Origin of the sequence: Mesorhizobium sp. WSM4906, assembly GCF_029674625.1 — a bacterium.
Classification (GTDB): Bacteria; Pseudomonadota; Alphaproteobacteria; order Rhizobiales; family Rhizobiaceae; genus Mesorhizobium.
Map to the genome: position 1 here is coordinate 4,844,384 of NZ_CP121355.1, position 15,564 is coordinate 4,859,947.

A 15,564-nucleotide genomic window follows, 5' to 3' on the forward strand; every position below is an offset into this window, starting at 1 on the left:
AAAGCGGTTGGTCGGTATCTCGCAACAGTCGTTCCGGAGGCCAAGTGGATTTCTAGCGATGACTCGGTTAGCCGACCAATTGCCACGCGGAGATAATAGCTAACCGCAACGCAAGTTTGCGCAATTTTATAGGTCAATATAGCTGAAGTACCTAGAAGGCATCATTGAAGTGCATTAGGAGATAGCCGACCAAGATGGAGCCAGTAACGGATTCTCAGGTCGGGTGGAGGGATGTGCAGCCGTGTATATCAGCCGTATCGTTATCAGGAACTTTCGTTCGTTTGAGCTGCTAGACGTGACTATCGGCCAAGGCACGACATGTGTCATTGGCGAGAACAACACAGGCAAGTCGAATCTCCTCCACGCGGTGAGACTCTGCTTGGACGCGACTCTATCTTCGGCCTATCGATCGCTCTTGCCGAGCGACATCCACTCCAAAATCGATCTCGCTCATCCAGAGCAAGTCCTAGTCGCCATCGAAGTCACCGACTTCAAGGGTAAGATAAACGAGGAGGCGCTCGTTGGCGCGTGGCAGTTCAAGCCGGGCTACTCACGCCTGATTTACCGCTACCGTCCAAAACTTGGCATTCGGGAGGACCTTGAAACCGGCGACATCAAACCGGGCCAACTCACGCGCGAGGACTATCAGTGGGAAATCGTTGGCGGCGGCGATCCGGCCCACAATCCAGCGAAATTGAGCTGGAAAGACGATGTGGGATCGTCGATCCGATTCAGCGACCTCCAGTCATTCCTAGTCGTCTTTCTCCCGGCGCTCCGCGATGTCGAGAGCGACCTTCGCCAGTATCGAAATTCGCCGCTGGCTCGCCTAGTCGATGCGATGAAGATTGATTTGGCTGAACAGAAGACCTTGCTCGACGCACTTCGCAAGGCCAATGACCAAATTGCCCACGCTCCCAGTATCGACGCGATCGCCAAAGCCATTGACGAATCTCTCAAGAAGGTGACCGGGCCGGCGTTCAGCATGGATATCGACCTCGGACTGGCGGAGCCATCCTTTCAGGCTATCGTCCGTGCTCTTCGTATTCTTCTTACGAACACCGCAATGGAGAATTTCGACCCTTCGTCTAACGGGCTGGGCCTGAATAATATTCTCTACGTCTCGATCCTGATCGAGTATTTCCATAGGCGGATCGCTCAGAAGAAATCCGCAGGACAAATTATTCTCTTTGAGGAGCCTGAAGCCCACCTGCACCCGCAACTGCAGCTGACACTCTACAAGGCTCTGAGCGCGCTACCCTTCCAGTCGATCCTTACGACTCACAGCACACACATAACGGCAAGTGCCGACCTGGCCTCCTACGTGGTTCTTACTCAAACTGGCACACCCGCGACGGCTTCAGCTGCGCCGGCGAGCGATGCTGGTCTAGAGGAAGATGCAATGCTTGATCTCGAGCGCTACCTGGATGCGACGCGATCCAACCTGCTCTTTGCGCGCAAAGTCATGCTCGTCGAGGGTCCCGCAGAACTCTTCCTGATCCCTGCGCTCCTCAAGAAGGTCAAGAAGATCGACCTCGATCGCCTGGGAATTTCTGTGATTCCAATTTACGGCGTTCATTTCGATGTCTACGCGAAGTTGTTTTCTGCGAAGGCCCTGCCAAAGCGATGCGCGATCGTCACTGACGGCGATCTAAAGCCGAGTGACGCGATTCCGGGGATCGACGGGGAGGATGCGCTCCCGGCTCCCCCGGACCTGAAGGCGCTAGAAGGCGACTATGTGCGGGCCTTTACCTGCAAGACGACGTTTGAGCGCGCCCTTGTTTTCCAAGGGACGCTGGAAATGTTCGCCAGGGCAGCTGACGACATCGGTGCGCCAACGGTTGCAAAGCGACTTCGCAAAGGTGCGAAAGAACTTTTGGAGGAGGATCTAGACGAAAATGCGCGCACCGCCATTCTGAATCCCCTCAGAGCAGCAGTGCTAAGCACCGCAAAGCGCTTCGGGAAGGCTCGATTTGCTCAAATAGCCGCAAGGCATGTCGATCAAGCCACGATCTTGCCGACCTACCTCGTCGACGCTGCAAACTGGCTTACCGCGCCATGAGTCTGACAGATGAGCAAAGAAATGCCGTCCTTTGCGATGACGATTTGATGCTGACGGCCTGTCCGGGCAGCGGCAAAACACGCGTGATTATTTCGAAGCTATCACGTGTGATTGAAGAGGTGCGCGACACCCCGCGCGCCGTCGCGTGCATCACCTATACCAACGCCGCTGTTCAGGAAATCGAGACCCGTTTGCGGCATCACATCCAGCCAGGCGACGACACCTACTACGACATCTGTACTATACACTCGTTCTGCCTCAATCATATCTTCAGGCCCTTTTGCCATCTGATCAACGGCTATAAGCAGGGCTTCAAAGTGCTCACGCCCGAAAGCCCGGAGTTTGAAAAGCACGTCAAAGCTGTATGTGCCCAGAGCAATAGATACAACCTGACCTTTAAGGACTACGAGGACTTTACGCAGCTCCGGGTCAGTCTTGAGGGAAAGCCTGTTGGCGCAGGTATCGAACGTGGGGCCCTTACGCCAGCGGTTGCCTCAGCTTACTGGAAGCGCATCCGCGAATCTGGGTTCGTTGATTTTGCCAATATCATCTATTACTCGCTGCTCCTTCTTAGAAGGCGACCAGAAATCCTCGACTACGTGTCTGCGAAGTTCGCCTGGATACTCGTGGATGAGTTTCAGGATACGACGGACCTTCAGGTTGAAATCCTCGCGCTGATTGCTGAAACAAAGCGGACCCGATTTCTGCTCGTCGGCGATCCATTCCAGTCCATCTTTCGCTTCGCAGGAGCAAGGCCAGACCTCGCCGAGCAGTTCGCAACGCGCATCAAGGCGCGTACGGACAAGCATTTGTCGGGTAACTTCCGGTGCAGCCCGCCGATTGTGAGACATGGCAACCTACTGTTTGCCAGAACGCCCACAATGATGTCAGTGGGAAAGAGCAAGAAATACACGCAACAGCCGGTCTGGAAGCACGGTGCGTCCGCCTTCAACGTTCTGACCGATTATTTTCTGCCTGCGATCGAAGAACTAGGTATACCCCTTGGACAATCAGCCATTCTGGCGCCAACCTGGTTTTCGCTCTTCCCTTTGGGACGGCGTTTGCGAGAGTATGGGGTCAGCATCGTAGGTCCAGGTGCGCGACCCTATCGGCGCAATCGGCAGTTTGCGCCACTTGCCGAGCAGACTTGCGGCTATTTGATGGAACCCAGGCCGGAAGCGATTCCATCGATCGAACGAACCCTGTTTAACACGTTGCTGGATGTTACTGGGCACGCATTCTTCGATATCTACTCATACGAAGGGCGGACAACGGTCTTCCAGCTTCTTGGACACGCACGCGAGCTTCATCAACAGCAGATGGGCGCAATCGCTTGGCTGGAGGCCGCTGCCCGAACGTTCGCCGAGACATTGGTGGAAGCCGACTATCTCACGCCAGCTTCGCGGGACGTTTTCCCGCTGTCGGTTGAAGAGATGAAATCCGATATGCGCAACAACAAGGTCGATTTGGATAATCTAACGATCGAGGACTTAGGCGTGTATGCGAGTCCGGAAGCGGCATTGAAGCTCGTCACCCTACACAATTCGAAGGGGCGCGAATATGAAGCGGTCGCGATGATCGACCTCCATGAAGGCAGGATTCCGTTTTACCAAGCGCAGTCCGCCGAAGACTTGGCCGAAGCGAAACGTCTCTTCTATGTCGGGGTCACCCGCGCGAAGCGATTCCTAATGTACGTCACCGACAGTGCGAATTCCCGGAACCAGGTTACGCGATTTCTCAAAACGGGCTCGGGTGTCGGGGCGGCGCCCTAAGCGCCGGCCGCACATGTTGCCAAATATCTATTGCGACTCTCATTCGAGGCAGCTGTACTGCAGTTGGTCTGCTTCCGTCATTGCAATTGCCGGCTTCCAACGACTGAAATGCGGCGCAAACTGCCAATCGCGCTTACATCAGCGTTTACTCGCCCGTTGCGCCGATTAGTTCGCGACGTGAATACCATCGCGCATGAGGCCTCTTGCCCGACCCACCTCGGCGAGCGCCGATGAAAACTCGCCTACCGCCTCCTGAAAAACCCCGACAAGATATTAGGACCCGCCTCCCCAGGTCTCAGCCTAATCCCGTCCTCGAAGCAATTCAGTGTCACGCATTCGAAGCCGTTGTGCGCGAGCAGCGCCACCAGCGAGTCGCGGTCGAAGTGGTGCAGGTGCTCGTTGGGGAGGCGCATGCGCCAGGTTTGGAACCAGGCGTCGCCGTCGGCGCCGAGCTCGCGCCAGCGGCAGTATGGGACGGCGACGGCGAGGTGCCGGGTCTTGAGGCTGGCGAGGAAACCGAGATCCGGGATATGTTCGAGCACGTCGAACATGGCGACGAGATCCCACGAGCTTGCGAGCGCCTCGTCCCAACCGACGAAGCGGACGCCCTTCGGGCAGCGGAAACTCGGCGATGTCATAGCCGGCGCAGTCGGCGACGCCGGTTATCCTGGCGGCTTCGATGAAGGTGCCGGTGCCGTATCCGATTTCCAGCACGGACCGCGGAATCTCGCCGGTCACTCCCAGCACCCAGCCAAGCCGCTGATAGCCGAGCTTGATGGTCCGGTCGCTCAGGTCCTCGTAATAGGAGATATACTGCTTGTCGTACTTGATCGGCGTGAAGTCGATCTGGTGGATCACGCCAAACCGGTCCACCTCGTAATTGTCCAGCATCGCCCTGCCGCCCTCCGGAACCCGCATTGTTACATGGCGGAGCTAAACGCAGCGTAACCGGCGGGTCTCCGACAAGGGCCGGTCTAAAGCGCGTCGCGATCTTTCAGATTCGCTCCATGCGCTTTAGGTTTTTGATTTTACGCATGTCTTTCTCCCGAAACCGGTTCCCACTTTCGGGAGACATGCGTTAGCCCCTGAACGGATGAGGCCACCAGCACATAGCCTTAATTGAGTGACCACCGATGCGGTTGTAGATTCACCAGCGCGGGGCAACCCGCACGGGCCGGCGAACATGCTTCACCCGGCCCCTCCTGCACCCGTCGCCGACTGCGGATGTACCAGCGGCGACGGGAGCTACCCTTTCAGCAAATGCGCTGCGGCTTCTAGATGACGGGGCAGTTGCGGACGGAGGCGGCGACCGATCGGCATGCCGACCTGACCATTTCTGGGTGCATCGCCCGGATCTGCCTGTTTTTACGCCAGTTTGCCCACCGGTGTGGCATTTCTGCCACCACTCATTTCGACAACCCCTGCTAGAAACGCGCCGGGTTTTTAAACGGGGTTTGGGCTAATGCTTACGCGCTTTTCAGTGAAATCTATTCTTTTGTCTGCCGTTTCGGCGGTCGCTTTGATGTCCGCCGCTCAGGCGGCCGATGTCGTGCAGGAGCAGGCGGCGCCGGGCTTCAACTGGAGCGGCCTCTATGTCGGCTTCGGCGTCGGCACCGGTGCCACCGTGCACCAGCTCAGCGTCCCGGGCTTGAGCTTCAACGGCATCGGCGGCAATGGCGTGTTCGGCGAGCTGACCGCCGGCTACGACCATATGGTCAGCGAGCGCGTCCTGCTCGGCGGCTTCATCGATGCGACCTACGGCAATATCGGGCCTTCGCTCAGCGCATCGGGCTTTGCCAGCGCCGACCTCCAGAACGTTTACGGCTTCGATGTCGGCGTGCGTGCCGGCTATCTGCTCAACCCGAACACGCTCGGCTATGTGCTCGGCGGGTACAGCTGGCAGCATTTCAAGCTCGACGGCGACCTCGGCGGCGGCGGATTCGACTTCACCCAGAACCGCGGCGGCTATGTGCTCGGCGTCGGCATGGAAACCGTGCTGAGCGGCAACTGGACGCTGAAGACCGAGTACCGCTATGCCGATTACGGCGACAAGTCGGTGCTCGATCTGGGCCCCGGCGCCTCGCTGAACATCGAGCCGTCCACGCACACCTTCCATATCGGCGCCAACTATCGCTTCGGCGCCCAGAATGGCGGCGGCGCTTCGTTTGCCGCTCCGAGCTACAACTGGACGGGCTTCTATGCCGGCGGCGCGCTCGGCGCGGGCACCCAGGTGCACGACCTGTCGCTGGCGGGAGCCGCGGAATTGGACGGCATCGGCGGCGAAGGCGTGTTTGGCGAGGCAAGCGTCGGTTACGACCAGGACTTCGGTGCCTGGGTGGCGGGCCTGCAGTTCGACGCCCGGTATTCGGGCATCCGCTCCAAGCTCGACATTGCCGGGGTCTCGATCAAGGGCGATGCCGATTATGGTTTCGATGCGCTGGCGCGTGTCGGCGCCAAGGTCAACGAATCGACCTTGGCCTATGTCATCGGCGGCTACAGTTGGCAGCACTTCAAGCTGCATGCCTCCGCAGGCGGCGCCAGCGCCGACATCTATGATTGGGGCTCCAGCGGCTTCTCGGTCGGCGGCGGTCTGGAAACGGCCGTTTCCAACAACATGACGGTCGGCCTCGAATATCGCTATTCCCAGTACGAGAAGGAAGATTTCGGCTCCGGCGGCTTCCTCGAGGATACGCCTCGGATCCAGACGGTGCGCCTCGGCGCCAAGTACAAGTTCAACTAAGCCCTCCAGGCATAACTTCAAAAGCCCGCCCAACGGCGGGCTTTGTTTGTCGGAAACGCGCCGGCCTGCGCGTCCTATGGTGCGACCCTGACCAATGGAGAGCACCATGAGACAACTCATCGTCACCGAGTTCATCAGCGTCGACGGCATCGCCGAGGTCGAAAAGCTGCCGGGCGTGACCTGGAACGACGAGATGCAAGCGTTCAAGGAGGACGAGCTTGCCGACAGCGGCGCCATGCTTCTCGGCCGCACGACCTACGAGATCTTTGCCGGCTCATGGCCTTCCGAAACCGGAGATTTCGCCGATCGCTTCAACGCACTGCCGAAATATGTCGCCTCGACGAGCCTGAAGGCGCTCGAATGGCAGCCGGCGGAACTGCTCGAAGGCCCCCTGCCGGAAGCGGTCGCCAGGCTAAAGCAAGGCAGCGGCGGCAACATCTATGTGCATGGCAGTCTCAGCATCGCAAGGCAGCTGCTCGGCCACGGCCTCGTCGACCGCCTCCGGCTGCTCGCCTATCCGGGCGCCGTCGGCCAGGGCAAGGCGCTGTTCCCGTCCGACAAGCCGCTTGCGCTGGAGCTGGTCTCGGCCGCGCCGTTCAGCAACGGCGTGGTGGCGCTGGAGTACAGGCCCACAGGGCCGAGGAGCTGACTCGAGGCCTTCAGTCCGGGCGCTATTTCTGCCGGAACGCCGTATGCAGGGATGTCGTCAGCGGCCCCAGAATGTAGTCCAGCGCGGTGCGTTCCTCGGTCACGATCATGACCTGCGCCGGCATTCCGGGATACAGCTGGATCTGCGGAGCGGCGGCGAGTTCCTGCTGATCCACCGCAATGTCGGCGACATAATAGGGAAAGCCGGTCTTGGCATCGGTGACACGGTCGGCCGAGATGCGGGTGACGCGGCCGTGGATGACCGGCGTCGTGCGCTGCTTGTAAGAGGTGAAGCGCACCTCGGCAGTCATGTCGGCGCGCAGGCTGGATATATCCTCGACCCTGACCTGCGCCTGGACGATGAGCGAATTCCTGGTCGGCACGATGTCGAGGATGGTCTGGCCGGGAGCGACGATCGCGCCGGTCGAGAAGACGCTGAGGCCCATCACCTGGCCGTCATAGGGCGCACGCACCTCGGCGCGGTCGACCGTGGCCTGCGCGGCGAACATCTTCGGCACCAGGTCGGCGAGGTTCGACTGGGTGTCGATCAGCATGGCCGAGAGTTTTGCGCGGCGCTCGTTGGCGAGCTGCGCAATCTGGCTTTCGAGCTCGGCCTTGCTCTGGCGGTTTCCCGCGATCTCGCCCAGAGCCTGGTCGATCAGGCCCTGCAGGTCGGAGGCGGAGCGGTCGAGCTCCAGGATACGCGGCTTCGTCGTCAGCCCGGCCTTCAGCAGCTTGTTGAGACCAGCCTTCTCGTCGATCGTCGACTTGAGCTGCGCGCGAAAAGATTCGACGCGCGCCTGCTTGCCGTCGATTTGCTCGTCGAGCTCGGCTATCCGCTTCTCAAGGATCTGCCTGGCGCCGGCCATCGAGGCGCGCTGGCTCTCGAGGTCGGCAATCTGGTTGGCCATCGCATCCTGCAGATAGGCCTGGTGTTCGGCGGTGATATCCTTCGGAAAGGCGACGTCCTCATGACCGTCGAGCTCCGCACGGATGCGGGCATCGGTGGCGCGCAGCAGCGCATATTGCTGCGAATAGAGGTTGAATTCGGACCGGGCGCGGGTGTCGTCCAGCACCACCAGCACATCGCCTGCCTTGACGATGTCCCCGTCCTTGACCCGGATTTCCTTCACCGTGCCGCCGTCGAAATGCTGGACGCTCTTGCGGTTGCCCTCGACCTTGACCACCGCGTCGGCAAGCACCGCGCCATTGAGCGGCGCGATAGCCGCCCAGCCGCCGAACACGCCGAAGAAGCCAACGATGATGAGCACGCCGATCCAAACCGGGACACGGATCGAATCCGGGTTGGTGCCCGCGTCTTCGGCGCCGGACAGGCTCCGATAGGTTGCGGCGATGTCGGTCATTGGGTCGCCACCGTGATTGGCGCCGCGCGCTGGTTGAGCAGCGCCACGATCTCGTTCCTCATGCCGAAGGCTTCGACCGCGCCGTCCCTGAGAAGCAGGATCTTGTCGACATTGGCCAAGGTCGAGGGCCGATGCGAGACGATGATCACCGTGCTGCCGCGGCGCTTCAGCTCCAGCGCGCACTCGGCGAGCGCGCGATCGCCGTCGGCATCGAGATTGGAGCTCGGCTCATCGAGCACGATCAGGTTCGGCGTGCCGAACACGGCGCGGGCAAGCGCGATGCGCTGCCGGTAGCCGCCGGACAGCACCGCCCCGCCCTCTCCGATCTGCGTCTCGTAGCCCTGCGGCAGGCGGATGATCATCTCATGCACGCCGGCGAGCCGTGCGGCCTCGATGACCTCGCGGTCGGCATCGGTCTTGAAGCGGCCGATATTGGCGGCCACGGTGTCTGAGAACAGCTCGATGTCCTGCGGCAGGTAGCCGATATGATCGCCGAGCGCCTCCCTTCCCCATTGCGTCAGGTCGGCGCCATCCAGCCTGACGGTGCCGCGGCTCGGCTGCATGATACCGGCGAGATGACGCGCCAGGGTCGACTTGCCGGCGCCGGATGGGCCGACGATGCCAAGCGCCTCGCCTGCCTCGAGCCGAAACGACACATCACGCAGCAGCACTTTCTGCAGGCTGGGGATGGCGAAACTCAACTGCTCGACGGCGATCTTGCCGGTAGGCTTCGGCAGATTGAACGAGCGTTCGCCCTGCGCGCCGCCGTCCAATAGCTTCTCGACCCTGCCAAGGGCGGCCCGCGCCAGGATTAGGCTGCGCCAGAGGCCGACGATCTGCTCGACCGGCTGCAATCCCCTGCCCAGCAACAGGCTGGCCGCAAACATCGAGCCGCCGGTGATCTGCCGCTCGATGACCAGATAGGCGCCGAGGCCGAGGATCAGCGATTGCATGGTAAGGCGCAGGAAGCGGATCAGCCCCGACATGAGCGCCGCGCGGTCGCTGGCCTGCCCCTGCCGGCGGAGTGCAAGGCCACGGTCGCTCCCCCAGCGGCGGACGAGGCCGTCGATCATGCCCATGGCGCGAATGACTTCGGCGTTCCTCAGGCTCATCTCGGTGAAATTGTAGTTGGCCGTGGCAAGGTCGTTGGCCTGCTTCAGCGGCGCCCGCACCATATATTCGTTGAGCACCGCCATGGCGATCAACAGCAACGAGGAGCCCAGCGCGAAAAAGCCCAGCCAGGGATGCAGCAGGAAGATGATGCCGATGTAGATCGGCGACCAAGGCAGGTCGAACAATGCATGGATGCCGCTGCCGGTGATCACCTGCCGGAACGTGTCGAAATCGCGAATGGGCTGACTTTGCGCAGTGCCCTGCGACGGCGTCTCGACCGACGCCGCCAGGATCCTGGCCGAGAGCAACCGGTCGAGCCGCGCGCTGGCCCGCGTCAGGATCGCGGCGCGCACCAGGTCGAGACCGGCGAGCGTCAGGAAAGCCGCAAGCAGCACCAGGGTCAGCATCACCAGCGTCGTCTCGCTGCCGCTGGTGACCACCCGGTCGTAGATCTGCAGCATGTAGAGCGGGGACGCCAGGTAAAGCAGATTGATCGCCAGGCTGAACACCGCCGCGAAGAGGAAATAGCCGCGGCAGGCGCGAAGCGCTTCCCTCACGATCTTGGATTTCTTGTCGAAATTCACATCCCCAGCGGAGAACCGCCCCCTTGTCCAAACTGCGTGCCCGGAACCGATATTACTCCCGAGCCACGCGACCCGTTCGTAAACCTGCCGTAAACCTTAATTCGTAAGCTGAATCCTCGACCCATATGAGACGAGGTGGGCCGCGCGTGGCCGCAGGCCCACCTCTGGTCACACTACCAAGTCCGTCACGGCACGAAGTCGCTGGCCGTCAGGCCGAGGTTGACGCCGGTCAGCGTGATCTGGAAGTCGGCCGTCGTATTGCCGGTCACATCGACGTGGACGATGGTATTGCCGCCGCTTTCGGACCAGGTGATGCTGTTCGCAACGGTGGCTGCATTCTGCCCGCCAAACAGGAAAGCCTGATCGCCACCGCTGACCGTGTTGGCGTCGATCGAGGACAAATCGATCTTGTCGACGCCATGTACGAAGTCGGTGATGGTGTCGAAATTGCCTGCGCCCGGTGCCGAATCCGAGACGTTCGGGCCGTAGTAGAACGTGTCGGCGCCGGCGCCTCCGGTGAGCGTGTCGGCGCCCACACCGCCGACGAGCCGGTCATTGCCATCGCCGCCATTCAGCGTGTCATTGCCACCTTGGCCAAAAAGCGTGTCGTTGCCGGCCAAGCCGAAGATCTGGTCCGCTCCGCCGTTGCCGTAGAGGACGTCATCTCCGCCATTGGCGCCGTTGAGACCATCCGAGGAATTGCCGTTGCTTCCGGTGATGACCTGGAACGTCTCTGAGTATTGGTAGGCAGGCCCAACCGGGTCACCGGCCTGCGTCGCTTGCACGGTGATGGAATACGCCTTGCTGGGCGAAAGATCTCCCGAACTCAGCGTGCTGCCGCTGATCGAGAACACCCCCGCATCCGATTGCGAGGTGATGCTGTAGACAAAGCTGCCGGGATCCGGATCGGTCGCGGCCAGCGTGCCAGTGAACCAGAAGGAACTGAAGTTCACATTGTCCGTCGTAGTGCTGGGCGTGAGTTGAATGTCGGTCGGCGCAAAGCGCGGCGGCCCATCATCGGTGCCGAGGACGTCGATGGCGACCGAGGTGTGGGTTCCGTCGGCACTGACCACGTCGAAGCTGTCGGTGTAGTGCTGGCCGGCGACGAACTCGTCATGCGCCGAGCTTGCCGTGTAGGACCAGGCGCCGTCGGCATCGATCGAGAACGAGCCGTAGGTTCCGGCCGTGCCGGCCTGCGCGACGAAGTGCGGGTCGCTGTCGATGTCCGAGATGGTGAGCTGGCCGCTGGTCGAGATGGCGGCAGCCGTGTTTCCTTCGGTCAGCCCAACCGAGGCCGAGGACAGCACCGCCGCATCGTTGGTGGCGAGGATGTCGATGGCGACCGAGGTGTGGGTGCCGTCGGCGCTCACCACATCGAAGGTGTCGGTATAGTGCTGGCCGGCGACGAACTCGTCATGCGCCGAGCTTGCCGTGTAGGTCCAGGCGCCGTCGGCGTCGATCGAGAACGAACCGTAGCTTCCGGCCGTGCCGGCCTGGGCGACGAAGTGCGGATCGCTGTCGACGTCGGAGATGGTGAGCTGGCCGCTGGTCGAGATGGCGGCAGCCGTGTCGGCTTCGGTCAGCCCGACCGAGGCCGAGGACAGCACTGCGGCATCGTTGGTGCCGAGGATGTCGATGGCGACCGAGGTGTGGGTGCCGTCGGCGCTGACCACATCGAAGGTGTCGGTGTAGTGCTGGCCGGCGACGAACTCGTCATGCGCCGAGCTTGCCGTGTAGGTCCAGGCGCCGTCGGCGTCGATCGAGAACGAGCCGTAGGTTCCGGCCGTGCCGGCCTGGGCGACGAAGTGCGGATCGCTGTCGACGTCGGAGATGGTGAGCTGGCCGCTGGTCGAGATGGCGGCAGCCGTGTCGGCTTCGGTCAGCCCGACCGAGGCCGAGGACAGCACTGCGGCATCGTTGGTGCCGAGGATGTCGATGGCGACCGAGGTGTGGGTGCCGTCGGCGCTCACCACATCGAAGCTCTCGGTGTAGTGCTGACCGACGACGAACTCGTCATGCGCCGAGGACGCCGTGTAGGTCCAGGCGCCGTCGGCATCGATCGAGAACGAGCCGTAGGTTCCGGCCGTGTCGGCCTGGGCGACGAAGTGCGGATCGCTGTCGACGTCGGAGATGGTGAGCTGGCCGCTGGTCGAGATGGCGGCAGCCGTGTCGCCCTCGGTCAGCCCGACCGAGGCCGAGGACAGAACCGCCGCATCGTTGGTGCCGAGGATGTCGATGGCGACCGAGGTGTGGGTGCCGTCGGCGCTGACCACATCGAAGCTCTCGGTGTAGTGCTGACCGGCGATGAACTCGTCATGCGCCGAGGACGCCGTGTAGGTCCAGGCGCCGGCTGCATCGATGGCGAAGGTGCCGTAGCTGCCGGCGGTGCCGGCCTGCGCGACGAAGTGCGGATCGCTGTCGACGTCCGAGATGGTGAGCTGGCCGCTGGTCGAGATGGCGGCAGCCGTGTCGGCTTCGGTCAGGTCGACCGAGGCCGAGGACAGCACTGCGGCATCGTTGGTGCCGAGGATGTCGATGGCGACCGAGGTGTGGGTGCCGTCGGCGCTCACCACGTCGAAGCTCTCGGTGTAGTGCTGGCCGGCGACAAACTCGTTGTGCGCGGACGAGGCCGTGTAGGACCAGGCGCCGTCGGCGTCGATGACGAAGGTGCCGTAGTTGCCGACGGTGCCGGCCTGGGCGACGAAGGTCGCCGGGCTGTCGACGTCGGAGATGGTCAGCGTGCCCGAGGTCGAGATGGCGGCAGCCGTGTCGGCTTCGGTCAGGCCGACCGAGGCCGAGGACAGAACCGCAGCATCGTTGGTGCCGAGGATGTCGATGGCGACCGAGGTGTGGGTGCCGTCAGCGCTGACCACGTCGAAGGTGTCGGTGTAGTGCTGACCGGCAGCGAACTCGTTGTGCGCCGAGCTTGCCGTGTAGGACCAGGCGCCCGCCGCGTCGATGGCGAAGGTGCCGTAGCTGCCGGCGGTGCCGGCCTGCGCGACGAAGTGCGGATCGCTGTCGACGTCGGAGATGGTGAGCTGGCCCGAGGTCGAGATGGCGGCCGCCGTGTCGCCCTCGGTCAGGCCGACCGAGGCCGAGGACAGCACCGCCGCATCGTTGGTGCCGAGGATGTCGATGGCGACCGAGGTGTGGGTGCCGTCGGCGCTGACCACGTCGAAGGTGTCGGTGTAGTGCTGGCCGGCCACAAACTCGTCATGCGCCGAGCTTGCCGTGTAGGTCCAGGCGCCGTCGGCATCGATCGAGAACGAGCCGTAGGTTCCGGCCGTGTCGGCCTGGGCGACGAAGTGCGGATCGCTGTCGACGTCGGAGATGGTGAGCTGGCCCGAGGTCGAGATCGCCGCCGCCGTGTCGGCTTCGGTCAGGTCGACCGAGGCCGAGGACAGCACTGCGGCATCGTTGGTGCCGAGGATGTCGATGGCGACCGAGGTGTGGGTGCCGTCGGCGCTCACCACATCGAAGCTCTCGGTATAGTGCTGGCCGGCCACAAACTCGTCATGCGCCGAGCTTGCCGTGTAGGTCCAGGCGCCGTCGGCATCGATCGAGAACGAGCCGTAGGTTCCGGCCGTCCCGGCCTGGGCGACGAAGTGCGGATCGCTGTCGACGTCGGAGATGGTGAGCTGGCCCGAGGTCGAGATCGCCGCCGCCGTGTCGCCTTCGGTCAGGTTGACCGAGGCCGAGGACAGCACCGCCGCATCGTTGGTGCCGAGGATGTCGATGGCGACCGAGGTGTGGGTGCCGTCGGCGCTCACCACATCGAAGCTCTCGGTGTAGTGCTGGCCGGCCACAAACTCGTCATGCGCCGAGCTTGCCGTGTAGGTCCAGGCGCCGTCGGCATCGATCGAGAACGAGCCGTAGGTTCCGGCCGTGCCGGCCTGGGCGACGAAGTGCGGATCGCTGTCGACGTCGGAGATGGTGAGCTGGCCGCTGGTCGAGATCGCCGCCGCCGTGTCGCCCTCGGTCAGCCCGACCGAGGCCGAGGACAGCACCGCAGCATCGTTGGTGCCGAGGATGTCGATGGCGACCGAGCTGTGGGTGCCGTCAGCGCTGACCACATCGAAGCTCTCGGTGTAGTGCTGACCGGCGACGAACTCGTCATGCGCCGAGCTTGCCGTGTAGGACCAGGCGCCGGTCGCATCGATCGAGAACGAGCCGTAGCTGCCGGCGGTGTCGGTCTGCGCGACGAAGTGCGGATCGCTGTCGACGTCGGAGATGGTCAACGTGCCCGAGGTCGAGATCGCGGCAGCCGTGTCGCCCTCTGTCAGGCCGACCGAGGCCGAGGACAGCACCGCCGCATCGTTGGTGCCGGTTATATTGACGACAATGTTGTAATTCGCCGTCCCATCGGCCGACGTCACGGTCAAAGTATCAGTGACATGCTGGCCCTGTGTCAGCGGGTCGGCTAACGCCTGGTTGAGCGCATAGGTCCAGGCCCCGGTCGCCGCGTCGAAGGTGAAGGTGCCGTAGGTGCCGTTCAGGCTCGCCGGCGCCTGGAAGTGGTTCTGGCCGGCATCAACGTCCGAAACGATCAGTTGCCCGGAGGCATTGGGGTCGCCAGGCGTACCGTTGGCGACGCCACCGGCCTCCACCACGGCGTTGTCCACGACAGGCGCCGCAGTAATCGTCGCACCGTCGTTGCTGCCTTGAATGTTGACCGAGACGCTTGCCCAGCTCAGCGTTCCGTTTCCGAGCTTGATCGCATAAGTGAAGGTCTCGTTGATATGGTCGTTCGCGCCGAGTGCCTGCAGGCTGGAGAAGCCGTGCGCCGTCAGATAGGCGCTAAGGTCCATCTCGACCTTGCCGTTGTTAATGCGGATCAAGACCCCGTCGGCGATGCTTTCCCACGCGGAGATACCGCTTGCCTGCACGTCCTGGGTCGTCAGGTCGATCGGTGCGTATTGCTTCGTAGATGTCGATGCGGACTGACCGTCGTCAATCGAATAGAGGGTCTTGGCATTCCCGCCCAAATCATTCGCCAAAACGTCCAGCAGGATGATGGACTGGCTGGGGGATACGATGACAACGGTGTCCTCGGTGTAATTGAAGACGTCATTCTGCGCCTGCGGCGTGTTGGAGAACGACGTCGTGGTGCCGCCCGCGCCGGCGACTTGCTGAGTGGCCATTTTTACCCCCTGTCGGCAGATGTCGACGCATCCGCCTTGGCCGTCCGAGACGGCTGACAAACCCCATGCCGAAACGTGGTTGACGTTCGGCGCCCAATTACGTGAGGCGGGAAGATCCGTGCACCAAGCCGCGACCCCTCGCT

General features: G+C 62.3%; 8 protein-coding genes. 4 read left to right on the forward strand and 4 right to left on the reverse strand.

Annotated elements, in window-relative coordinates; translation table 11 throughout:
- Positions 1 to 241 precede the first annotated feature (241 nt).
- The gene (locus QAZ22_RS23325) at positions 242 to 2,059 is read left to right on the forward strand and encodes an ATP-dependent endonuclease (protein WP_278203055.1); all 1,818 of its coding nucleotides are present in this window, start codon (positions 242 to 244) and stop codon (positions 2,057 to 2,059) included.
- Positions 2,056 to 3,831 (forward strand): ATP-dependent helicase, encoded by a 1,776-nt coding sequence (locus QAZ22_RS23330; protein WP_278203056.1) that lies wholly within the window; start codon positions 2,056 to 2,058, stop codon positions 3,829 to 3,831. Before QAZ22_RS23325 ends, QAZ22_RS23330 begins: the two co-directional genes overlap by 4 nt.
- 242 nt (positions 3,832 to 4,073) lie before the next feature.
- Here QAZ22_RS23330 and QAZ22_RS23335 read toward each other — a convergent pair whose 3' ends face one another.
- A complete protein-coding gene (locus QAZ22_RS23335; RefSeq protein WP_278203057.1) occupies positions 4,074 to 4,469 on the reverse strand; it encodes a methyltransferase domain-containing protein in 396 nt (131 codons plus the stop codon).
- 884 nt (positions 4,470 to 5,353) lie between these two features.
- On the opposite strand from QAZ22_RS23335, the gene QAZ22_RS23340 reads away from it, so the two are divergent.
- Both QAZ22_RS23340 and QAZ22_RS23345 read left to right on the forward strand, forming a co-directional pair.
- The gene (locus tag QAZ22_RS23340; protein WP_278203058.1) at positions 5,354 to 6,571 is read left to right on the forward strand and encodes an outer membrane beta-barrel protein; all 1,218 of its coding nucleotides are present in this window, start codon (positions 5,354 to 5,356) and stop codon (positions 6,569 to 6,571) included.
- Between the two features lie 106 nt (positions 6,572 to 6,677).
- A complete protein-coding gene (locus tag QAZ22_RS23345; protein WP_278203059.1) occupies positions 6,678 to 7,220 on the forward strand; it encodes a dihydrofolate reductase family protein in 543 nt (180 codons plus the stop codon).
- 22 nt (positions 7,221 to 7,242) lie between these two features.
- Here QAZ22_RS23345 and QAZ22_RS23350 read toward each other — a convergent pair whose 3' ends face one another.
- The 3 genes from QAZ22_RS23350 to QAZ22_RS23360 form a co-directional block, all read right to left on the reverse strand.
- Positions 7,243 to 8,583 carry an HlyD family type I secretion periplasmic adaptor subunit gene (locus QAZ22_RS23350; protein WP_278203061.1) on the reverse strand — a complete coding sequence of 447 codons (1,341 nt, stop codon included), beginning with the start codon at positions 8,581 to 8,583 and terminating at the stop codon, positions 7,243 to 7,245.
- Entirely contained in the window at positions 8,580 to 10,253 is a 1,674-nt protein-coding gene (locus QAZ22_RS23355) for a type I secretion system permease/ATPase (protein ID WP_278203062.1), read from the reverse strand. Before QAZ22_RS23355 ends, QAZ22_RS23350 begins: the two co-directional genes overlap by 4 nt.
- A gap of 212 nt (positions 10,254 to 10,465) precedes the next feature.
- Positions 10,466 to 15,421, reverse strand: a complete 4,956-nt coding sequence (locus tag QAZ22_RS23360) for a VCBS domain-containing protein (protein ID WP_278203064.1) — start codon at positions 15,419 to 15,421, stop codon at positions 10,466 to 10,468.
- Between the last annotated feature and the right edge of the window lie 143 nt (positions 15,422 to 15,564).